Annotated in this window: 22 protein-coding genes, 1 other RNA gene, 2 pseudogenes and 1 other annotated feature; of the genes and pseudogenes, 16 read left to right on the forward strand and 9 right to left on the reverse strand. The window is 40.9% G+C overall.

What is annotated here, in order from left to right; translation table 11 throughout:
• Positions 1-27: 27 nt before the first annotated feature.
• The 13 genes from HMPREF0549_RS07465 (at position 28) to HMPREF0549_RS07520 (ending at position 10662) form a co-directional block, all read left to right on the forward strand.
• Complete coding sequence (locus HMPREF0549_RS07465; protein WP_003717667.1) at positions 28-954, forward strand: F0F1 ATP synthase subunit gamma; 927 nt, start codon at positions 28-30, stop codon at positions 952-954.
• Between the two features lie 23 nt (positions 955-977).
• Entirely contained in the window at positions 978-2402 is a 1425-nt protein-coding gene (gene atpD / locus HMPREF0549_RS07470) for a F0F1 ATP synthase subunit beta (protein ID WP_003717668.1), read from the forward strand.
• 11 nt (positions 2403-2413) lie between these two features.
• Complete coding sequence (locus HMPREF0549_RS07475) at positions 2414-2842, forward strand: F0F1 ATP synthase subunit epsilon (protein ID WP_003717669.1); 429 nt, start codon at positions 2414-2416, stop codon at positions 2840-2842.
• Positions 2843-3042: 200 nt separating this feature from the next.
• Positions 3043-3222 (forward strand): DUF1146 family protein, encoded by a 180-nt coding sequence (locus tag HMPREF0549_RS07480; RefSeq protein ID WP_191337215.1) that lies wholly within the window; start codon positions 3043-3045, stop codon positions 3220-3222.
• Between the two features lie 18 nt (positions 3223-3240).
• A complete protein-coding gene (gene murA / locus HMPREF0549_RS07485; protein ID WP_003717671.1) occupies positions 3241-4557 on the forward strand; it encodes a UDP-N-acetylglucosamine 1-carboxyvinyltransferase in 1317 nt (438 codons plus the stop codon).
• Positions 4558-4626: 69 nt separating this feature from the next.
• The gene (locus HMPREF0549_RS07490) at positions 4627-5631 is read left to right on the forward strand and encodes a rod shape-determining protein (protein WP_003717672.1); all 1005 of its coding nucleotides are present in this window, start codon (positions 4627-4629) and stop codon (positions 5629-5631) included.
• Entirely contained in the window at positions 5631-5870 is a 240-nt protein-coding gene (gene yidD / locus HMPREF0549_RS09550) for a membrane protein insertion efficiency factor YidD (protein WP_081446195.1), read from the forward strand. The genes HMPREF0549_RS07490 and yidD overlap by 1 nt, the downstream gene beginning before the upstream one ends.
• Positions 5871-5883: 13 nt before the next feature.
• A complete protein-coding gene (locus HMPREF0549_RS07495) occupies positions 5884-6108 on the forward strand; it encodes a DUF2969 domain-containing protein (RefSeq protein WP_003717674.1) in 225 nt (74 codons plus the stop codon).
• A gap of 46 nt (positions 6109-6154) precedes the next feature.
• Positions 6155-7351: an FtsW/RodA/SpoVE family cell cycle protein gene (locus tag HMPREF0549_RS07500; RefSeq protein ID WP_003717675.1), complete on the forward strand. Its 1197-nt coding sequence runs from the start codon at positions 6155-6157 to the stop codon at positions 7349-7351.
• Between the two features lie 17 nt (positions 7352-7368).
• Complete coding sequence (locus HMPREF0549_RS07505; RefSeq protein ID WP_003717676.1) at positions 7369-7668, forward strand: glycine cleavage system H family protein; 300 nt, start codon at positions 7369-7371, stop codon at positions 7666-7668.
• Positions 7669-7789: 121 nt separating this feature from the next.
• Positions 7790-8033, forward strand: a binding site (T-box leader).
• 56 nt (positions 8034-8089) lie between these two features.
• Positions 8090-9142: a methionine ABC transporter ATP-binding protein gene (locus tag HMPREF0549_RS07510; protein ID WP_003717677.1), complete on the forward strand. Its 1053-nt coding sequence runs from the start codon at positions 8090-8092 to the stop codon at positions 9140-9142.
• Between the two features lie 46 nt (positions 9143-9188).
• On the forward strand, positions 9189-9818 hold the full coding sequence (locus HMPREF0549_RS07515) for a methionine ABC transporter permease (RefSeq protein WP_152378560.1): 630 nt from the start codon (positions 9189-9191) through the stop codon (positions 9816-9818).
• A gap of 22 nt (positions 9819-9840) precedes the next feature.
• The gene (locus tag HMPREF0549_RS07520) at positions 9841-10662 is read left to right on the forward strand and encodes a MetQ/NlpA family ABC transporter substrate-binding protein (RefSeq protein ID WP_003717679.1); all 822 of its coding nucleotides are present in this window, start codon (positions 9841-9843) and stop codon (positions 10660-10662) included.
• A gap of 80 nt (positions 10663-10742) precedes the next feature.
• Here the strand turns inward: HMPREF0549_RS07520 and HMPREF0549_RS07525 are convergent, their stop codons facing one another.
• Positions 10743-11948 carry an MFS transporter gene (locus tag HMPREF0549_RS07525; RefSeq protein ID WP_003717680.1) on the reverse strand — a complete coding sequence of 402 codons (1206 nt, stop codon included), beginning with the start codon at positions 11946-11948 and terminating at the stop codon, positions 10743-10745.
• Between the two features lie 180 nt (positions 11949-12128).
• Between HMPREF0549_RS07525 and HMPREF0549_RS07530 the strand changes: the two genes are divergently transcribed.
• The 3 genes and pseudogenes from HMPREF0549_RS07530 (at position 12129) to ltrA (ending at position 16246) form a co-directional block, all read left to right on the forward strand.
• Positions 12129-13265 carry a D-alanine--D-alanine ligase family protein gene (locus HMPREF0549_RS07530; protein ID WP_040531638.1) on the forward strand — a complete coding sequence of 379 codons (1137 nt, stop codon included), beginning with the start codon at positions 12129-12131 and terminating at the stop codon, positions 13263-13265.
• 259 nt (positions 13266-13524) lie between these two features.
• The gene (locus HMPREF0549_RS07535) at positions 13525-14367 is read left to right on the forward strand and encodes a helix-turn-helix domain-containing protein (RefSeq protein WP_003717682.1); all 843 of its coding nucleotides are present in this window, start codon (positions 13525-13527) and stop codon (positions 14365-14367) included.
• Between the two features lie 489 nt (positions 14368-14856).
• Positions 14857-16246 (forward strand): annotated as a pseudogene (gene ltrA / locus HMPREF0549_RS07540) (group II intron reverse transcriptase/maturase).
• 84 nt (positions 16247-16330) lie between these two features.
• Here ltrA and HMPREF0549_RS07545 read toward each other — a convergent pair.
• From HMPREF0549_RS07545 to HMPREF0549_RS07575, 8 genes and pseudogenes are all read right to left on the reverse strand, one after another.
• Positions 16331-17170 carry an aldo/keto reductase gene (locus HMPREF0549_RS07545; protein ID WP_003717685.1) on the reverse strand — a complete coding sequence of 280 codons (840 nt, stop codon included), beginning with the start codon at positions 17168-17170 and terminating at the stop codon, positions 16331-16333.
• Position 17171: 1 nt separating this feature from the next.
• Positions 17172-18252: pseudogene (locus tag HMPREF0549_RS07550) on the reverse strand (substrate-binding domain-containing protein).
• A gap of 90 nt (positions 18253-18342) precedes the next feature.
• Positions 18343-18831 (reverse strand): universal stress protein, encoded by a 489-nt coding sequence (locus tag HMPREF0549_RS07555; protein WP_003717687.1) that lies wholly within the window; start codon positions 18829-18831, stop codon positions 18343-18345.
• A 71-nt stretch (positions 18832-18902) separates the two neighbouring features.
• Positions 18903-19202, reverse strand: coding sequence for a hypothetical protein (locus HMPREF0549_RS07560; RefSeq protein WP_003717688.1), 300 nt, complete (start codon positions 19200-19202; stop codon positions 18903-18905).
• 87 nt (positions 19203-19289) lie between these two features.
• Positions 19290-19477, reverse strand: a non-coding RNA gene (gene ssrS, locus HMPREF0549_RS09555) — 6S RNA.
• Between the two features lie 41 nt (positions 19478-19518).
• Positions 19519-20796 carry a replication-associated recombination protein A gene (locus HMPREF0549_RS07565; RefSeq protein ID WP_040531729.1) on the reverse strand — a complete coding sequence of 426 codons (1278 nt, stop codon included), beginning with the start codon at positions 20794-20796 and terminating at the stop codon, positions 19519-19521.
• Positions 20797-20819: 23 nt separating this feature from the next.
• Positions 20820-21293 carry a YueI family protein gene (locus HMPREF0549_RS07570; protein ID WP_003717690.1) on the reverse strand — a complete coding sequence of 158 codons (474 nt, stop codon included), beginning with the start codon at positions 21291-21293 and terminating at the stop codon, positions 20820-20822.
• Positions 21294-21482: 189 nt separating this feature from the next.
• Positions 21483-22223: a DUF6198 family protein gene (locus tag HMPREF0549_RS07575; protein WP_003717691.1), complete on the reverse strand. Its 741-nt coding sequence runs from the start codon at positions 22221-22223 to the stop codon at positions 21483-21485.
• Positions 22224-22451 lie beyond the last annotated feature (228 nt).

The raw sequence follows: 22451 nt of genomic DNA on the forward strand, positions 1-22451 counted from the left end.
GACTAGTCGAAAGGACGGTGAGATTTAGTGCCAGCTTCACTTGCTGCTGTTAAGCATAAGATTGAATCCACAAAGAGCACGCGCCAGATTACTTCTGCCATGCAAATGGTTTCAACTGCAAAATTGAATCAAATTCAACACCATACTCAGTCATATGAAGTATATGCTGAGAAGGTTAAGAAGATGTTGTCCGATCTGGTTAAATCTCACAACGCATCTGCAGCTAGCGCCAGTCATGACGCTTACGCTGCGTTGTTTGAGAAGCGTCCAGTTAAAAAGACTGGAATTTTAGTTATTACATCTGATCGTGGCTTGGTTGGTAGTTATAATAACAATATTATCAAGCAAACTTTACAGTTAATGAAGGACAAGAATTTAACTGCTGAAAGTACAGTATTCTTAACTGTTGGTAAGACCGGGACTGAGTTCTTTAAGAAACGTGGGATGAACGTCGTCTACGAGTATTCAGGAATTAGCGATGTACCAACATTCCGTGAAGTTCATCAAATTGTAAAGACTGCTGTTCAGATGTATGACGATGCCGTATTCGATGAAATGTACTTGGCATACAGCCATTACGTTAATCGGATTACGTCCCGAGTACGGGTTCATGATGTATTGCCAATTACGGCTGAATCATTGATGGAAGATGAGGAAAAGTCCGCAGAATCCGTTCAAGATGAGTCACCGATTACTGCTGAATACGAATTTGAACCTTCGGATACGGAAATTATTGCTGGACTTGTTTCACAATATGCTGAAAGCTTATTGTATGGAGCAATCCTTGATGCAAAGACGTCAGAACACTCATCAAGTGCGAACGCCATGCGGTCTGCCACTGATAATGCTGATGACATCATTTCATCATTAGAGCTGCAATATAACCGTGCTCGTCAAGCTGCTATTACTACCGAAATTACTGAAATTACCGGTGGTATGACAGCACAAGAATAAAATTTAACTGAGGAGGAAACAACATGAGTTCTGGTAAAGTTGTTCAAGTTGTCGGACCAGTTGTTGATATTGAGTTCCCCTTAGATGAAAAGCTACCAGAGATTAATGACGCGTTAAAGATTAAGGAAAGTGATGACAAAACCCTAACTACTGAAGTTGCCCTTGAATTGGGTGATGGAGTAGTACGGACAATTGCCATGGACGGTACCGATGGTCTTCAACGGGGAATGGAAGTCGAAAATACCGGAGCACCTATTAGTGTACCGGTTGGTGACGATACTCTGGGACGTGTTTTCAACGTTTTAGGTGAACCAGTTGATAACGGTCCTAAGTTTGGACCAGATGCAAAGCGGATGCCTATTCACCGTGATGCACCTAAGTATGATGAATTAAACAACAATACTGAAATCCTTGAAACTGGGATTAAGGTTATTGACTTGTTAGCCCCATATGTTCGTGGTGGTAAGATTGGGTTATTCGGTGGTGCCGGTGTTGGTAAGACCGTTTTGATTCAAGAATTGATCCACAACATTGCACAAGGGCATAATGGTATTTCTGTCTTTACGGGTGTTGGTGAACGGACCCGTGAAGGTAACGATATGTACTACGAAATGAAGGCTTCAGGAGTTCTTGAAAAGACAGCCATGGTTTATGGTCAGATGAACGAACCTCCTGGTGCCCGGATGCGGGTTGCCTTAACTGGACTTACCATTGCGGAATACTTCCGTGATGTAAAGGGTCAAGATGTTTTGCTATTCATTGATAACATCTTCCGGTTTACTCAGGCTGGTTCAGAAGTTTCTGCCCTGTTAGGACGGATTCCTTCTGCCGTTGGTTACCAGCCAACATTGGCTACTGAAATGGGTCAGTTACAGGAACGGATTACTTCTACTAAGAAGGGTTCAATTACCTCAATTCAGGCCGTTTATGTTCCAGCCGATGACTATACCGACCCTGCTCCAGCTACGACATTCGCTCACTTGGATGCCACTACTAACTTGGAACGGCGGCTGACTCAAATTGGTATTTACCCTGCCGTGGATCCATTAGCATCAACTTCAACAGCGTTAACTCCTGAAATTGTAGGTAAGGAACACTACGAAGTTGCTACTGAAGTTCAACATGTTTTGCAACGGTACCATGAATTGCAAGATATCATTTCTATCTTAGGGATGGATGAATTATCTGACGATGAAAAGGTAATTGTTGCTCGTGCTCGGCGGATTCAAAACTTCTTATCACAAAGTTTCAGTGTTGCCGAACAGTTTACCGGTACACCAGGTAAGTATGTTCCATTGAAGGATACCATTAAAGGATTTAAGGGTATCCTTGAAGGTAAGTATGATGACTTGCCAGAAGAAGCATTCCGGTTAGTTGGTACAATCGACGATGCTGTTGAAAAAGCTAAGAAAATGAAGGCTGATACTGCTGAAGAAACTGCAGAGTAGGAGGGATAATTATGGCTGATACTAAGTTTAAAGTCACCATTATCACTCCTGATGGTACGGTTTATGATAATGATAATGCCACGATGGTTATTATGAACACTTCTGGTGGTCAAATGGGGATCATGGCTAAACACGTACCTGTATTAGCGTCATTAACGATTAGCGAGTTACGAATTAAACATGATCAAGGCACCGATGAAATTGCCGCTGTTAACGGTGGAATCATGCAATTTGATGGAGAAACTGCCTTAATTACTGCAGATAGTGCTGAAATGCCCGAAAAGATCGACGTTGCCCGTGCTGAAGAAGCCAAGCAGCGTGCTGAAGAAGAAATTAAGAAGGCAAAGAAAGCACATCGTCAAAACGATCTTGCCCGCGCTGAAGTTCATTTGAAGCGTGCTGTTAACCGGCTTAAGGTTTCTAAGTTTAAGCAAAAGTAACCGTTTTTTAACGATGAAAAGGATATTTAATGGGTTTCCATTAAATGTCCTTTTTTGATTATTAACTTAGTCTAAAGGTTGTTAATGATGACTGATCACTCATTAGTTGGTATGATAAGATTGTAGTTGGTTTTAAAGAGGGTGAAAAGGTGCAGATAACAGGAATTAAAGCTTTAGTAGAAATAGTTATCCAACTCGGAATGATCTGGCTAACCTTTACCGCAATTCAGGGATTTCGAATCGAGCGCTTTTTTCGTCATCCCCCGAAGACGCTACCGTTAGCGATTGTCTTATGTTCTACAGCGATCGGTTACTTGTGCGCTAGTTTTTTCATTGGATTCATTAATGCAGTGAGCCAACTACCCGGTTTATTGCGTTGATTTAATAAGGAGTTAATTATGGAAAAGATAATTATAAAGGGTGGTCACCGTTTATTTGGGCGTGTCGCCGTTGAGGGAGCAAAGAATGCCGTTTTGCCGCTTCAAGCAGCAGGGATTCTTGCCTCTACCGGAACTCTTCACTTAACTAATGTTCCAGTATTATCAGATGTCATAATGATGAATGAATTATTGAAATTCTTAAATATTCGGGTTCAATTTGATCGGGAGAATCACGTTATTGATTTAAATGCAGGTCAAAGAATTTCGTCAGAAGCACCTTTTCAATATGTAAGTAAAATGCGCGCTTCGATGGTAGTTATGGGCCCACTATTAGCAAGAACCGGCTATGCCAAGATTGCTCTTCCGGGTGGATGCGCAATTGGTTCCCGGCCAATTGATCTCCACCTTAAAGGACTCCGCCAGCTTGGAGCAGTTATTAAGCAGCATGATGGCTATATCGAAGCACGGGCTGATCGTCTAGTTGGAACGAATATCTACTTGGATTTCCCTAGTGTTGGTGCTACCCAGAATATTATGATGGCAGCAACATTGGCAGAAGGGATTACAACAATTGAAAACTGTGCTCGTGAACCAGAAATCGTTGATCTAGCAAACGCCTTAAACAAAATGGGCGCACGAGTTCATGGCGCCGGGACTGATGTTATTCGTATTCAGGGTGTTAACTTCCTGCACGGCTGTGACTACCGGGTAATGTCTGACCGAATCGAAGCGGGAACCTTTATGATTGCAGCAGCCGCAACTAATGGTGATGTCGTTATTGAAAATGCCGAAAGCAAGTATAACGAACCATTAATTGCAAAGTTGCAAGATATGGGTGTTACAGTAATCGACCAGGATGATGGAATTCGAGTATTAGGGACCTCGGTCTTGTTGCCGTCAACTGTCCAAACAGCGCCATACCCTGGCTTCCCAACGGACTTACAGCCACAAATGACAGTATTACAGCTATTAGCAAACGGAACAAGCACAATGAATGAAACCGTCTTTGAAAAACGGTTTATGCATCTTGAAGAATTGCGGCGAATGAATGCAGAGTACCAAATTAAAAACTCAACGGCCGTGTTAAGCGGTCCAACAAAATTTAGCGGTGCAGAAGTCGCTGCAACTGATTTACGTGCTGGGGCTGCTTTAGTCATCGCTGGCTTAGTTGCCCAGGGAATCACCCAGGTACGCAATTTGAAATACCTTGATCGGGGATACTACCACCTTCACCAAAAACTGGCACAGCTGGGTGCACAGATTGATCGGATTAACATTGATGATCAAATCGAGTTAGCATCTGCTAAAGAAGTTAACCATCCTGAACGTGGTTAGCATTTTCAATTATGTGGTATAATTACCAACGTTATTATATAGAATTGGCCGGAAGGAGAAATTACATAAATGGCAAAGGATATCGGAATCGATTTAGGAACTGCAAACGTTCTAATTTATGTTCAAGGCAAGGGAATTGTCCTGAATGAACCTTCAGTTGTCGCAATTGACACGCAAACCAACAAAGTATTAGCTGTGGGTTCAGAAGCATATCGAATGGTTGGACGGACACCAAGTAATATTCGTGCTATTCGTCCATTGAAGAATGGTGTTATTTCTGACTTCGATGTTACTCAAGAAATGCTTTCATACTTTATCGGCAAATTGAGTGTTAAGGGCTTTATGTCAAAGCCAGATATCATGATCTGTGCCCCAACAAATATTACTGAAATTGAACGAAAGGCAATTATCCAAGCAGCTGAGCAATCAGGCGGGGGTAAGGTTTACCTTGAATACGAGCCTAAGGTTGCTGCAATTGGTGCAGGTCTCGATATCTTTAAACCACGTGGTAGTATGGTCATTGATATGGGTGGTGGTACTAGTGATATTGCCATTCTTTCGTTAGGTGATATTGTTGCTAGTCAATCAATCCGGATGGCTGGTGATAAGTTAAACAGTGATATTACTGCTTACATTAAGGATCATCATGGTCTAGTTATTGGTGAGCACACTGCTGAACAAATTAAGATGGAGATCGGAACTGCCTTACCAGTTGACGAACCTAAGAAAATGGATGTTCGTGGTCGTGATGTTGCTACTGGGATGCCAAAGCAAATCACAACTGATGAGAATGAAATTGAAGAGGCAATTCATGGAACCCTTGACCAAATTGTTAAGGCAACGATTGGTGTCCTGGAAACCATTCCGCCTGAGCTAGCAAGTGATATTATTGATCGCGGAATTATGCTTACTGGGGGAACTTCGCTTCTTAAGGGAATCGATCAGCTCTTTAGTGATCAATTAAAGGTACCCGTTGTTGTTTCTCAGGATCCGCTTGATAATGTTGCTAAGGGTGCTGGTGAAATGCTAGAACGGATGCAAAAGACTGATAGTAACAAAAAAGGTAAAGACTAGTGAGTAAATTCGCGTGTCGGATGATTCGGTGGTATCAACGAAACATATCGGCAAAGCGATTATTTAGAGCTTGTCGGTACTACCCCTCTTGTTCTCAGTATACGTTGGAAGCAATTCAACGCTTTGGAATAAGGGGGATATTGCTTGGAATGGTTCGGATACTACGGTGTCAACCCTTTGCCCGTGGTGGTTATGATCCGGTTCCAACAAAATTTACTTTCCATCGAGTTATGAAATAATAAAGGTGAAAAAGTGGCAAAAAAAGATAAAAAAATTGAAGTTAATGTAAAGGATATTGAACGTCGTCATCAACCAGTTCAGCAAGTTTTCATTGGCAAGCGGCTGATTGGTGAAGTACTAGCGGATGGCAACCGCTTCAAAGCTTTGTTAACCGCTGACGAAAGCGAGTTTTATGTTCGTTCTCAAGAAGAGGGACTGGAAGTTGTCCTCCAACAATATCATTTACATCAAGGATAATGCGATGCAGTAGCGTTGCTAAAAATCTCAAAAAAGGAGCTCAAGAATGCAACGTTCTCAAAGTGATGATGAGAGTCGAATTGACTGGGGAATCATTTTCTGTGTTTTACTGTTAGCTTTAATCGGTTTAGCATCGATTTATGTTGCGGCTGTTCATGATACTGGTGGTTCAACTAGCGTGATGCGTCAAGTAGTTAGTCAGCTGGTTTGGTATATTATCGGGACAATCCTGGTAATTATAATCATGCAGTTTGATTCAGAACAGCTATGGAAGGTTGCCCCGTTAGTTTATTGGGTTGGGATATTTTTAATGTTTGCAATCCTCGTATTTTATAGTCGAGCATATTACGCCAATACGGGGGCCAAAAGTTGGTTTGCAATTGGACCGTTTACTTTCCAACCATCAGAAATTATGAAGCCGGCCTACATCTTGATGATGGGACGGGTGATTACAACTCATAATAACCACTACAATGTCCATACAGTTAAATCTGATTGGCGGTTAATCGGGACAATGTTCCTATGGCTATTGCCCATTTTAATTTCATTAAAGTTACAAAATGACTTTGGGACGGCACTGGTTTTCTTTGCAATCTTTTGTGGAATGGTTCTGGTTTCCGGAGTTACTTGGCGGATTATTGCGCCAACTGCAATTGGGCTAGTTGTTGTTGGTGGTTCAGCATTGGCAATGGTAACGAGTTCTGTCGGTCGGACGATTTTGGAACATATTGGTTTTCAAGCTTACCAGTTTGACCGGGTTGATACTTGGCTTCATCCAGAACAAGATACGAGTAACCAGGGCTATCAATTATGGCAAAGTATTAAAGCTGTTGGTTCGGGGGGAATTACTGGAACCGGCTTTGATAACTCTAAAGTGTACGTTCCTGTTCGTGAGTCAGATATGGTTTTCTCGGTTATTGGTGAGAACTTTGGCTTTATTGGAAGTGCCCTGTTAATTCTTCTCTACCTCCTATTAATTTACTTAATGATTCGGGTAACCTTTGATACCAGAAACGAATTCTATGCATATATTTCAACGGGTGTCATCATGATGATTTTATTCCACGTTTTTGAAAATATCGGAATGAACATTGGGTTGCTACCGTTGACCGGTATTCCATTGCCATTTATTAGTGCTGGTGGTTCTTCTCTGATTGGTAACCTGATCGGGATCGGGATGGTAATGTCGATGAGATATCACCATCACTCTTACATGTTTAGTAATAACAAAGAATTTAGATAGATGGGGTGTAGTGGAAGATGGCTACTGAAAGTTATTTTTGGACAGAAAAACAAGATAACGGTAACACACGTTTAGGTTTGAATGATAATGGTCGTGATGACCTTGGCCAAGTTAGTTTTATTGATGTTCCTGCTGTAGGGACAAAATTAACTAATGGTGGTAAGTTTGTTGCTGTTGAAGCCGAGAAGGCAGTAACTGATATTGATAGTCCAGTTGACGGTGAAATTGTTGCGGTAAACCAAAAAGTAATTGACCAACCAGAATTACTTGGTTCAAGTGACAAAAATGATAATTGGATTGTTGAGGTTAAGGCATAACATTCTAATGCCATATTAAGAGGGTTAGGGAAACCTAGCCTTTTTTCATTTTAAAATTAATTTGGATTAGGTATTGACAATAAAAAGTGAACTTAGTATTATAATATCAATCGAAATATTAGAATACTATTTGAAAAGATGAGTAGATACTAATTAATCACTCAGAGAGTTCTTGATTGGTGAAAGAGAATTGGTTGATGGTACCGAAGATGGTCTTTGATTAAAGCGTGTTAGTGAGTCTGATGATAAGCTAATATTGGTTACTGCCCATTATCGCAGGTGAGTGTTTTACTGACACTTATTGAGGTGATCATTGTGAGGTGATCATGAACTGCGGTGGTACCACGGAGCCTTTCGTCCGTTTAATAATTTGTTTATTGAACGAACGAAAGGTTTTTTTATTGAAAAGGAGGAAGAGTAATTGATTCGGTTTAAGGATGTCTCAAAAACATATGACGGCAAAGAAGGGCCGGTAAAAGCAATTAAAGACGTCAACCTGACAATCCCTGATGGAAAGATTTATGGTATTGTTGGTTATTCTGGTGCTGGGAAAAGTACTCTAATCCGAATGATTAATGGCTTAGAGACACCAACTACCGGCTCTGTGGCTGTAAATGGCCAAGAAATTAGTCAACTAAAAGGTGAAGCTCTCCGGGAAGCCAGATTAAAAATTGGGATGATTTTCCAACACTTCGACTTGTTATGGTCACGAACCGTTCGGGAAAATGTTGAATTTCCGTTAGAAATCTCTAAAAAGGGAAATAAGACGGAACGCCAGCAAAAGGCGGAAGAACTGATTAAACTGGTTGGTCTTCAAGGAAAAGAAAATGCCTATCCTTCAGAATTATCTGGAGGGCAAAAGCAACGGGTTGGGATCGCACGGGCCCTTGCTAACGACCCTAAAATTTTGTTGTCTGATGAAGCGACAAGTGCGTTGGATCCAAAGACAACGGATGAGGTTTTGGATCTCCTTGTTGATATTAACCGCCGTTTAGGATTAACAATTGTCGTAATTACTCACGAAATGCATGTCATTCGTAAAATTTGTGATCACGTTGCGGTACTGGACGCTGGAACAATTGTTGAAGAAGGGCCGGTTTTGGATGTCTTTAAGCACCCACAACAAGCAATTACGAAACGCTTTGTTAACCAAGAAACATCTACTGGTTCTGCCGATGATACCCAGGTTGTCGTTAAACAATTGTTGGAATCCCATCCTGATGGGGTAATCGTTAAATTGACGTTCCATGGTGACCAGGCAAAGTTGCCAATCGTTTCTGAAATGTTACGCCAATTCCCTGAAACAAACATGAGTATTATTGAAGGGAATATTCACCAAACACAGGAAGGCTCAATTGGTTCATTGTATATTCAATTAACCGTCGACAATGACAGCCAAGATCAAATTAAGGGCGCCTTAGATTATCTGAAAACAATGAGAGTAGAAACAGAGGTGATTAACCGTGAACAATAGTGGATTTGCTTCATTCTTTGAATTTAATAATGTTGATTGGACAAAAATGGGTCAAGCAACCTGGGAGACCGTTTGGATGACGGTTGTTTCAATGATTGCAGTAGCAATTTTCGGTATTATTCTTGGATTGATTTTGTTTGAAACTCAAAACAGTAACTCAATTGGTGCCAAGATTGTTAACTGGGTAGTTGCAGCGTTGGTAAATGTCTTCCGGTCAATCCCGTTCATTATCTTAATCGTTCTATTGCTACCAGCAACACAAGCACTGGTTGGAACGATTATGGGACCACGGGCGGCCCTACCGTCATTGATTATTTCAGCTGCTCCCTTTTATGCACGACTTGTTCAAATCGCCTTTGATGATTTGGATCATGGGGTAATTGAAGCAGCTAAGTCAATGGGCGCAACCCGCTGGCAAATTGTTACTAAGGTTTTGATTCCGGAAAGTTCACCAGCCCTAGTTTCAGGAATTACGGTTACTACCATTTCATTAATTGGTTACACCGCCATGGCCGGGGCAATTGGTGCTGGTGGTTTGGGGAACCTTGCTTACTTAGATGGTTTCCAGGCAAGTAACAATGCCGTTACAATGATGGCCACAATTATTATTGTCATAATTGTTTTTGTCTTCCAGTTCTTGGGTGACACAGTTGTTAAGAAAATTGATAAGCGTTAGTTAGAAAACGGAGGGAATACTTATGAAGAAAAAATGGTTAGCAGCAATTGCAACATTAGCATTAGGGGCACTAGTCCTTACTGGATGCGGAAAGCAAAAGGAAACAACTTTGACTGTTGGGGCTTCTTCAACCCCTCATGCTGAGATTTTGAAGCACGTTCAACCCCAATTAAAGAAGGAAGGGGTTAACCTTAAAATTAAGACGTTCCAAGATTATGTATTGCCAAACAAGGAATTAGCTAGTGGTGATTTGGATGCTAACTATTTCCAACACAAGCCATTCTTGGATAACTGGAACAAGAAGAATCATGGAACTCTAGTTAGTGCCGGAAATGTGCACTTGGAACCAATCGGCTTCTACTCCAAGAAGTACAAGAAGTTATCTGATTTGCCTAATGGGGCAACGATCCTAGTTTCAAATAACGTTGCAGACTATGGACGGGTTCTTCAAATCTTAAAGGATGCCGGTTTAATTACATTGAAGCCGGGAACTAAGATTGAATCCGCTAACTTTAATGACATTCAAACTAACAAGAAGAACCTGAAGTTTAAGACAGACCTTGAACCAAAGCTCATGACCCAATTCTACAAGCGTGGTGAAGGTGATGCAGTCGTTATCAACGCAAACTATGCCGTTCAAGCGGGCTTAAATCCAAAGAAGGATTCGATCGCCCTTGAAAAGAATAGTTCACCTTACGCTAACTTAATTGCAGTTCAAAAGAAGAACAAGAATAATCCAGCAATTAAGAAGTTGGTTAAGGCTCTTCAATCCAAGTCAACTCAACAATGGATTAATAAGCACTACAACGGTGGTGTCGTCGCAGTTTACCCTAATGGTAAATAAAAGAATAACCATTTCAATATAAATAAATAGCTCCAAGAATTCGGGTTTACCGAAAGCTTGGAGCTATTAGTATTTTAAATTTAGTCTAGTGAATTAACGACATTGAGTTTGAAGAGGAGAAGGTTAAGGGTAACAATTCCGGCTGTAATGATAAATACCATGCTGTAACTTGAAACCCCAGCGATAGTGGAGCCAAGTAATGGACCAAAAATATTTCCAATGTACATTGCACTTTGGTTCCAAGAAAAAATACGTCCAGTAATCATTGCAGGCGTGTTCTTGGTAAGAAGGGTTTGGACTTGTGGGAAAAGACATGCATCCGTAAAGCCAATCAGGAATCGTAGGATACCAAGTTCAAACGAGTTTTGGACAAAGGCGGTCAAGAAGAAGAGAATAATTGCACCAGTAAAACCGGCGATAATTACTTTTTGGGTACCAATACGGTCACCAATTGCACCAAACCGAGAAGCGGCAAGGAAAGTGGCAATTCCAGGAAGTGCTGCAATTACTCCAGAAACGAAGACAACGTTTCCCTGGTGGTGCATTAATTGACTAACGTAGAGGGAGACGATCGGGTTAATCGAATTATTGGCTGCTTGAATGATCAGGGTAGTTAGGAGAAGACCAAAGATCAATCGTGGATTCTTGAGTGTAGCAACCACACCACGTGAACTTTCAAGTTTCTTATTGGTTACTGGTTCAAAATCATCTTCATGAACAAAAAAGAGGGCTAAGAAGAAGGCGATCAAAAGCAAAAGACCGGTAATAAAGAAAGTAACCCGATAACTAAATAACGAAGCAAGGGCACCGCCGATAAAGGGGCCGAGAAGATTTCCGGCTGTAAACGAGGAAGCCATGGTTCCAAGCGCTTGACCTGATTTCTCTTTTGGTGTTTCTGTTGCAATTAGAGCGTTGGAGTTAGAAACAAAGCCGGCAAAGAAACCTTGAGTCATCCGGAGAATAAATAGTTGCCAAACATTAGTGACAAGTCCCATTGCTGCTAAGACGATTGCCATGCCAAGGGATGCACGAAGAATCATTAGTTTTCGTCCTTTTTGATCTGCCAATTTACCCCACCAAGGAGAGACAAAAGCAGAGACAAAATAAATTCCTGAAAAGACTAATCCGGCCCACATATTTAATTGTTGATGGGAAAAATGGCCCAGCGTGTTAATATAGAGTGGCAAGAATGGCATTACTTCTGAAAAAGCAATTCCGGCAATAAAGACGGCAATCGCGAGAACACGTAAATTTCGTTGCCAAATTGGAAGCCTCTTTTCTACCATACGATAACTCCTTTAATCTGAATTTGCGAAAAAGTGATGTTTATTATAACGCAAAGTATCGGGGATGTTAATTTAAGGCTTTCCTATTCAAATCTAGTAAGAAAAACTAATTCATGGTATACTAAAGATTCTAGGAAAACGGTAATAAATAAAAATAAACTAAATAAGGTGGTACACGCAATGACTAAAAAGTTAAACATCGCATTGCTATTTGGTGGCAACTCATCTGAGCATGATGTTTCAAAACGTTCGGCACATAATATTTATGATGCCCTTGATAAAGATAAGTATAACGTTAGCTTATTTATGTTCACCAAAGACGGAATCCTTCTTGGCAATAGCGCATCACAGCGAATCTTTAATGGTGACGATGAAGATCAGGTTGTTCAAGAAGAATACCAAAAAATGAACCTGAACCAACCACTAGCACCAATTATGGCATTAAACGAGATGAAGGCTGTTGATCTCTTCTTCCCGGTAATTCATGGTAACCTTGGAGAAGATGGAACTGTTCAGGGGCTTTTTAAGCTCTTGAAGAAGCCGTATGTTGGTTCTAATATTGCGGCCAGTGCGATGGCCTTTGATAAGGACTTAACCAAGAAGATCCTCACAGAAGCCGGAATTCGGAATACTCCTTACGTAGTGGTTACACCAGAAAACCGGGCAGATTATCCATGGGCTAAGGTTGAAGAAAAAATTGGTGACTTGGCATTCGTAAAGCCGGCTAAGCAAGGTTCCTCTGTTGGGATCCATAAGGTAACGAATGCCGAAGAATACGAAAAGGCGTTGGATGATGCCTTTAAATATGACTACAAGATTCTTGTAGAACAAGGAATTGATCACCCGCAAGAAGTTGAAATCTCAATTCTTGGAAATGAGCATCCGGTAGCTTCTAAGCTTGGGGCTGTTCGTGTCCCTGAAGGTGATTCATTCTATAACTATGAAAATAAATTTGTGGATGCCAGTGGGGTTGTTTTTGAATTACCAGTAAAGTTGCCAGAATACTTAACTGAAGAAATTACTTCAATGGCTTTGAAAGCGTACAAGGTTCTCGGTATGAAGGGGATGGCACGGATTGATTTCTTGGTTGATTCGAATAATGTGCCATACCTTGGTGAACCAAATACCTTACCAGGATTCACTAATATTAGTTTGTATCCACAAATGTGGGAAGTTTCAGGAATTGGTTATTCCGATTTGATTGATCGATTAATTCAGCTCGGCTTAGAAGAATTTGATCGGAATAGTAAGATTAAATATGACTTCCGTAAACTTGGTGAAGAAAAAGTCGGCACTAAAAAATACAATGAAGATTAAGCAAATATGGGGTAAATTATAACGTTTTTATTTATATCCATATTCACAAAAATTGTCTATTAAGATAAATAAGGATCATGAAAAATGAGGGAACTGGCAAAAAATATAGGTTGCCGGTTCCTTTTTGCTCCGGATTTCTTCGCATAACATCATGATTAGTGCTATAATGCATAAGGATATTTTCAACTATGGTTTGTAGATCATTTGATCTTTCCAATAATTTTAGTCATATTATTAATAAGTTGAGGAAGGGAAGAAAATGAAACTCCGAGGAGACGTCTTAAAGAAAATTCGCCGCAAAAGAGGTTTATCACAGACAGCATTGGCAGAAGGTATCTGTACCCAGGCAACGATTAGTTTAATGGAAAAGCAGAACCGGTTGCCTAAAATGAATATTCTGACTGCAATTTGTGAGCGGCTAAATATTCCCACAGAACGAATTGTGGAGAATAGCGGAAGTGGTATTAATGACCAATTCAACGCAATTGTAAACGAGCTGATTGCTGGTAAGTATGAGACCGCTGCGGAGACATTAAACAAGATTCCAGTAAAGAAGCTGGAGAGTGATTTTGATAAGCAACGGTATTATTACCTATTAGGAATGGTTCAAGTCAAATCTAATAAGATTGATGAAGCAATCTTTAACTTTGAATTGGTATTAACCCAGTTTGCGACAACAAGCGCTAATATTTACCTTGCAATGACTACTGCGGGGATGGCGTTAGCATATTATAAACGTGATGATCCAGAGCGGGCAGCAAGGTTAACTGATCGAGCAGTTCGCTTGATTGACAATAAAAAGTTAATCGGAAGCCTACACCAGTGGGCATTAATTTATTGCCAACTTGGTGAGCTTTACAGCAACTTGGGCAGTTATAAGGACTCAAAAGACATTGTTGAACGTGGAATCGAACTTTGTCGTGAGCATGATTCGTTGTTCATTTTAGATGAACTATACCTTATTCGGGGGAAAGACGAACTAGCATTGGGTGAGGATAAGCAAGCAAAAGAAACCTTGGAAATTGCCCGAAGTATTAGCATAGCGCGTCGTGAATCCTTCGTTAAGGATGAAATTGCTGCTGAATTAAAGAAATTAAAGTAAAAAGGAATCGCTAGTTACGGTAATTATCGTAGCTAGCGATTTTTTTAAGTGCGCCCGGATGGGTATTAGCTAGGCGGTGAAAGTCTACTATGGGCCGTAGTAGTCGGAACCATGAGCTGAGGACAAGGGTGTCCACTGTGAGGTGGAATCTGAAGGAAGTCTAAGGCAAAGTACTGCACCGATGAACAAGAAGTAGCTATAAGGCTGAGGGTAACTGGATAAGGTTGCTTAACAAACTGAAGTCCAATACTACTCGAAGTTACTCTCAGTAAAGCTGACGGTGACATGGTACGAAAGTTAATATTCTTACCCGGGGAGGTCTGGCCTACACGTTTCCGACAAGAGGAATGAGCGAAATTCCACAGAAACAAGCGGTGCAGTGATGTAGCGTTGAGTAAGTCAGAAGTCAGCTGAGGTCATAGTAGTCTGGCTATCTGGACGAAGGACCGAACGACAATAACTTGTAACTTATATCGGAGGTGTAATCAGGTGCGACAATCGCAGAAAACAGAACCACAAGCTGACCGCTTGTCGAGGATAGGTTTGAAAAACCGAAAGTACACAAGGGCGCGTAGTACCGATTATGGTGAAGGTAAAGGTATGAGTGTCACTATCCAAGATTTAGTCTTGGACCGCAATAACCTTAATCAGGCTTATTTGCGAGTTAAGAGAAATAAAGGAGCAGCGGGCATTGACGATATGACTGTCGATGACTTACTGTCGTACCTCAGGGAAAATAAAACGGAGTTAATTACCAGTTTACGTGAGGGCAATTATAAGCCAGCACCAGTTAAACGGGTGGAAATTCCGAAGCCCAATGGTGGAGTAAGAAAACTTGGAATACCAATAGTGGTGGACCGCATGGTCCAGCAGGCAGTTGTTCAGGTGCTTACGCCAATTTTTGAGCGCATTTTCTCTGACAATAGTTTTGACTTTCGCCCTCATCGTGGTGCCCAAGACGCAATCGCCAAGGTAGTTAAACTATATAATCATGGTTATCGACGAGTAGTCGATTTAGACCTTAAGGCCTATTTTGACAACGTCAACCATGATTTAATGATTAAATACCTCCAACAGTATATTGATGACCCATGGACATTAAGACTTATTCGTAAATTTCTAACGAGCGGGGTCTTAGACCATGGGCTTTTCGCTTTTCGCTAGGAGTGATAAAGGAACTCCGCAAGGAGGACCACTGTCACCATTACTGGCAAATATCTATTTAAATGAGCTGGACAAGGAGTTGACCAGACGTGGCCATCACTTTGTACGCTATGCGGACGATTGTAACATCTATGTTAAAAGTCAACGGGCCGGAGAACGAGTAATGCGCAGTATTACCCACTTCCTTGAGAAAAAGTTGAAGGTTAAAGTTAACCCAGATAAAACTAAAGTTGGTAGTCCCTTAAGATTGAAGTTTCTTGGATTTTCACTAGGTGTAGACCGGAACGGTGCCTATACCCGGCCGGCCAATCAATCGCAACAACGAGTAAAACAAGCATTGAAGTTGTTAACCAAACGCAATCGAGGAGTTTCCCTGATTAAAATGTTTGAGGAAATCCATCAAAAGATGCGCGGCTGGCTTCAGTATTACTCAATTGGGAAATTAGCCAATTTTATTCATCGCCTTGACCAATGGTTAAGGGCGCGAATAAGGCAATATATCTGGAAGCAATGGAAGAAGTTTAAAACTAAGGTTACTAACTTACAGAAGTTAGGTCTGTCTTACCGTGATGCGTACGTCTTCGCTAGTACCCGTAAGGGTTACTGGCGGACTGCTCACAGTAAGACGCTGAATTATTCTCTAACTAACAGAAAACTGGAGCACCTTGGACTAATAAACCTGTCCAAGACGCTCCAGTCAATTCAAAGTGATTAAGTTGTCGAACCGCCGTATACGGAACCGTACGTACGGTGGTGTGAGAGGTCGATAATTGAACTAATCAATTATCTCCTACTCGATTTACCATTTTTGGTTATATTCATATACTAGTGCTGGCTCCTTACCGACACGGGTAAAGTCGTTTAAACCGTCAATTGCGGCCATTTCCTCAGCAGTAAGAGAGAAATTATAAATGTCAATATTCTGCTTTATCCGTGCTTCGTGAACTGACTTAGGGATGAAAGCTACTCCGCTTTGCAGGTGCCAACGAAGGACGATTTGGGCGGGTGATTTGCCGTGCTTTTTTGCAATTTTTTCCAAGATGGGGTTAGTAAGAATTGTCCCGCGGCCAAGCGGACTCCACGCTTGAGTAACAATGCCATGTTGATGATCGTATTCAATTAGTGGCTTTTGATTTAATCGTGGATGACGTTCAACTTGGTTCATAACTGGCATCTCGTGGGCTTGAGTAGCAAGATATTGTAAATGAATTATTTGGTAGTTACTGACACCGATTGAACGAGTAAGTCCCTGCTTCTTTAATTCTTCAAGGGCAGCCCAAGTATCGAAAAATGCTCGTTCAATTGGCCAATGGATCAAGAGAAGGTTTACATAATCCAGCTTCAATTTATGAAGAGAATCCTTAACTGAGAGGATGGTTCTTTTAAAACCCTGATTTGGCTCAGCAACTTTAGTGGTAATGAAGAGCTTTTTTCGTGGCAGAGATAGCTCTTGGAGGGCAGCACCAACTTCAGCCTCGTTTTTGTATAGCTGGGCGGTATCAAAAAGCCGGTAACCAGCATTATATGCATTTCGGATTGAAGATGTAATTGTACTCTGATCAGTAATCTTGTAGAGACCGAATCCTTCTTGTGGCATTAATTGACCATCTGCTAATTTTAATAGGTTAACGTTCTCCATATTAATTCTCCTTTGATCTTACAAGAATTGCTGAATCACGTTTAATAATTTGTGGAGTATAGAACTTCGATGTGACTGATTTATCATTAATCATGTCGATGATCATTTCTCCGGCATCTTCGCCTAGCTGCCGTTTAGGGTGGTTGACTGTTGTTAGTTTCGGGGTAATCAGTTGGGCCATTTCATAGTTATCAAAACCAACAACAGAAATATCGTGAGGAACTTGAAGTCCTTGAGATTGAAGGTGACTGATGATCCGGGTAGCCAGCTCATCGTTATAACAGGCAATTGCGGTGATGTGCGGGTTGGCTTTAAGGATCGTATCAGCTTTATTCACGATATCCGTAAAGGCATCGTTTGATTGGTACATTACAATATTTGATTTAGTAATTGGAATGTTTTCTTCCTGATATGCTTGGACCATTCCACTCATCCGGTTAACACCCTGTTGATCATTAATTTGAAAGATTCCTAGAATGTTAGAATGTCCTAATTTGAATAAATATTTAGTTAGTTCTTTTTCGGCTTCAAGGTCTTTAGTAAGCAGGGTGGGGAAAGAGAAACCAGGGTAAGTAGAGTGAAAGAGGATAGTTGGAATGTGGTAATTTTGTAGCTGACGATAAAGATCGAGGTTTGAGTTAGGAAGAGCACTTTGGGTTGGCTCGATAATCAAGCCAGCGATCTTTAAGTCAAGCATGTTTAAAAGTGTCTGTCGTTCACGATCATGGTTATTTAATGTGTTTCCGACAATTAATGAGTAACCCTGATCAGTGACAACACTATCGATTCCCGAAATAATTGATGGAAAAATGTAGTCTGCCATATGGGTACTAATGACTCCAATGATCTTATTTTTTCGGGAGTCGACCAATCACGTTGCCAATCTTGCACAAACATCCCCCCCCCACCCTGAATGCGGTAGATGTAGTGTTCGTTTTCTAGGTCACCAACGGCACGACGAATCGTATAGCGCGAAACATCAAATCGCTTCATCCGGTTGGTAGCTTCTCATTAATTTTGTATTTACCATCAATAATCTCATTCCGTAGGGTCTGCTTAACGGTTTCGTATTTCACTTTCAAAATGAGAACTCCTGTTCTTATAAGGAATAATTAAAAAAACTCCATAACTAGTATTAATAATTATGGAGTTCTTGTTAGATTTAGTTAGGGTTACTTCTTTTTCTTCTTGTCAACTTCAATTGGCTTGTTATCTAAGTCAGTCCGAACAACTAATACATCACAGATTGCCATCCGAGTAACATATTCGGTAACAGAACCAATTAAGATCCGTTCAACAGCATTTAACCCTGTAGCACCGATCATAATTAGGTTAGCGTTCATTTCCTTTGGCACATCCCGGGCAATAATTGTCTTAGGTGCACCATATTCAATTGAGTAGTTGACATTCTTAACACCCTTGTCTTTAGCATAATCAATATACTTATCAAGAGTCTTCTTTGCGGTTTCGGTAACTTGTTCAACCATTGAACTATCGAAACTGGAAATGTTTTGGAATGCCCGGGTATCAACAACGTGTAATAACCGTAATTCTGTTTCTTCACCATTCCGCTTAGCAACAGCGACAGCCTTCTTGAAAGCTAATTCAGCTTCTTCAGAACCGTCAACTGGAACCAAAATATGTTTGTATTGTTGAGCCATATTGTGGTGCCTCCTTAATTATTTACTTCTATTATACACTGAAACAAAAATGACAGTAAAGACTCAAGCGTCTAGTTTTTTCGTTGTTCTGCCTGAAAATATCCCATTAATGAATAAGCCATTAAAGTTTCACAAACACAACCGATAACGACCATTGTAACGATAAACAAAATTGAGTTAGTCCAGGCTGATATTATTGCTAAGACACCGATGATTAATAGCAGGATTCCCCAGATAATCAATGCTTTGGAAAGGGGAGCCTGACGTTCAGGATGAAAGATTAGAAATGACTTATGAAGGTGGGTTAAGAAAAAGCAACCTTCAAACGCTGCAATTAAACCGAAGAGGGTCATTAAGATTGATAATAGCATAGATAAACCTCACATTATTATTTGAAAGATAAATTAAGGAGGCTGGAAAATGATGTTGCTTTCCAGCCTCCTTAATTGGTTATGTACGAAAACTCCGTTAGTGCCGTTAATTGTCATTCAGTGTTGACCTGTGTTTAAGACAGGTGGGACATGGCTGTTAGCTATTCAGTTACCAAGTGAAAAGGCATACTGGCCAACTAACGAAGCATTAGTCCCAATTTTATAAGACTGTAAGGCAAACCTGCGTTTAGACAACGCGTACACCACAGAATTTTCAACATATATATTAGCATGATCTGACTAAATTAGCAATTGGTTAAGGGTGTTGTGGATGGTGACGAAGACCGTTCCTTTGGGCATTTTTAAGTTGCCAATACTGGTTTCCAAGCGCTTGTTCGAAGCGGCCGTTCTTCTTTGGGTGGAAGTACTGAGCATTCTTGATCCTTTCTGGAAGGTATTGTTGGGCAACCCAATCTTGAGGGTAATCATGAGGAAATAAGTAATTAGTACCATGGCCTAACTTACTAGCACCCTTATAGTGGGCATCTTTCAGGTGGTCAGGAACTTCGCCTGTTCCACCGGCTCGGACTTGTTCTAGTGCACTGTCAACGGCACTAATTCCCGAATTGGATTTTGGCGAAAGACAAAGTTCAATGACGACATCAGCTAATGGAATCCGTGCTTCAGGGAAACCGATTTGCTGGGCAGCTTGAACTGCGGTTACGGCCCGTTGGACTGCAGGCATGTTAGCAAGGCCAATATCTTCGTAAGCAATGATAATCAATCGCCGACAAATGCTGATGAGGTCGCCGGCTTCAATTAGCCTAGCAAGGTAATGGAGAGCGGCATCGGTATCAGAACCCCGGATCGATTTTTGAAATGCGGAGATCACATCATAATGGGCATCTCCATCCCGATCACTAGCAATTGCTTTCTTTTGAACGCTTTCTTCAATTACGGGGAGAGTGAGGTGGATTATACCATCTTTATCTGGATCAGTTGATTTGGCTGCTAATTCAAGGCCATTCAATGCACTCCGAAGATCGCCATTAGTTGCCGTTAATAATTGTTCTTCGGCATCCTGATCTAGTTTGATTGGCATCTTACCCAAGCCGCGTTCCGAATCGGTTAGGGCGCGGTTAACTGCGACTTTCATATCTTCAATACTTAAAGGATGTACCGGGAAAATTTGGGTTCGGCTTCGAATTGCTGGGTTAATACTAATATAAGGATTTTCGGTTGTGGCACCAATAAGGATGATTCGACCATTCTCTAAGTGGGGAAGCAAAAAGTCCTGTTTGCTTTTATCTAAACGATGAATTTCATCAAGCAAGAGAATTACTGTTCCGCTCATTTTTGCTTCTTCAGCAACCACTTGAAGATCCTTTTTTGTATCCGTTGCAGCGTTTAATTTACGAAAAGCATACTTGGTTGAACCAGCAATGGCACTAGCGATACTTGTCTTTCCAGTACCAGGCGGTCCATAAAGAATTAGTGATGACAACATCCTTGCTTTGACCATTCGGGAAATAATTTTATTGGGACCGACGAGGTGTTGCTGACCAACGACTTCACTAAGGTTCCGTGGTCGCATTCGATATGCCAATGGTTGCAAGACTATTCGTCCTCCCTTTTAAATAACTTTTGCCAGAAATGTTTCTTTGGAGTCTCCTGTTTTGCTGACGGCTGAGATTCGACACTAGGATATCTTTTCTTGACATCAACTGGTGATTGATAAACAGCCGTTTTTGCAGCCACAACAACGGCTAACGATTCTGGATCAGTTCGAAATTCTGGATCGGTTTTTAATGTAAAGTTAGCATTAGCTGCAGTGGCGCTTTTAATGTAATCGCGTAATTCAGCATGAGGAAGGTTACCGTTAAGAAAAACTTGGTTACCAATCCCGCGCTGTAATTCTTTAGAGATAGCAAATGACCAGTTTCGTTCTTGAAGCTCAGCAACGCTAATTGTGAGGCAGACACGTTCACGAAAAGTGCCAAGATATTTTCGTTGTTCGTCTGGTTTGATCTTCGGCGGACCATATATTGCGTTATCAATCCGTTGTTCCATTGCTGACTTATCTTCTGCCATGGCTTAACCTCCCGTTGATAATATATTTAATTATTATACCAATAATGATTAGTCGGTGGTAGAAAAGAGCATTTGGTAAAAGATGCGAAGCTTGATTCCCGCGATTAGACTTTGTATTTTCAGAAATTACTAGTAATAGTTAGAGGCTGAGAAAAAACATTTTTTTCTCAGCCTCTCTAATCGCGGAAATTAATTACCAATATCAAGAGCTTGGTGCTTTAGTTTAGGGAAAATCTTCTTATCGGCCCAACCAGTAATTGCTCCCTGGAAAGCAAGGGCAAATAAGGTTCCAAGACCGAAGTTGTAAATCCCGCCTTGCATAACGGCAGCAATGATTGCCATGATTGTCGGTGGAATGTATGATAACCACATCGCAATTGTAGCGTTTCCCTTGCAGTAACGGAAACGGATGATTTGGAAGAGGTCATCAGCCGGGTGCAGAACTAAGTTAGCCCGTTGATAAATTGAAATAGCTGTCCCAATAAAGGCAACTCCCAAGAAGTTAATGAATACGTAAAGAATAATCATTGGCAGGGTGGTTGCATCAGGCATAATTCGGTTGAAAATGTTTGAGAACCATTGGATAAACAGTGAGAATGGCAACATAAAGATAAAGTTACCGCCAATCCGCCACCAATCCCATTTGTGCATCAAAATAGCATTAAGGACGGAGGTTAACATTCCTAGTACCATGAATGCCCAGAAAAGGGTAGTCGGCTTGTTTCCGAGAACAGCAATCCCAAGGTTGTTTTCGGCAGCTGTCCAATATGCTGAACCAAGAAATTGGGGATGAATATGTGAACTAGTTACTAGTGTCAGAACGTTCCCCATTGAATTGATTACAATTGAGAAAGCAAAGAAAGCCCAGCTAGCGGCCAAAGAAATTGTCCGTTGCTGTACTTGTCCTTGTGTTGGAATATCATCGTTCATAATTATGCTCCTTTGATCTGTGAACTTGCAATCGTGAAAACATTCACGCTTATTACGGAAAATAAATTTACAACCTTCTGAAAGGGTTGTCAATAGCGCAATTGTGACATATTAATCCGTTATAAATAAATTTATTAAATTATATGTTAACCGGTTAACATATAAGTGATTTTAAAAACAAAAAATTGCAAATAAAAAATTTTTCGGTTATTTTGATTAGGAGGAGGT

This window comes from Limosilactobacillus vaginalis DSM 5837 = ATCC 49540 (assembly GCF_000159435.1).
Lineage (GTDB): Bacteria > Bacillota > Bacilli > Lactobacillales > Lactobacillaceae > Limosilactobacillus > Limosilactobacillus vaginalis.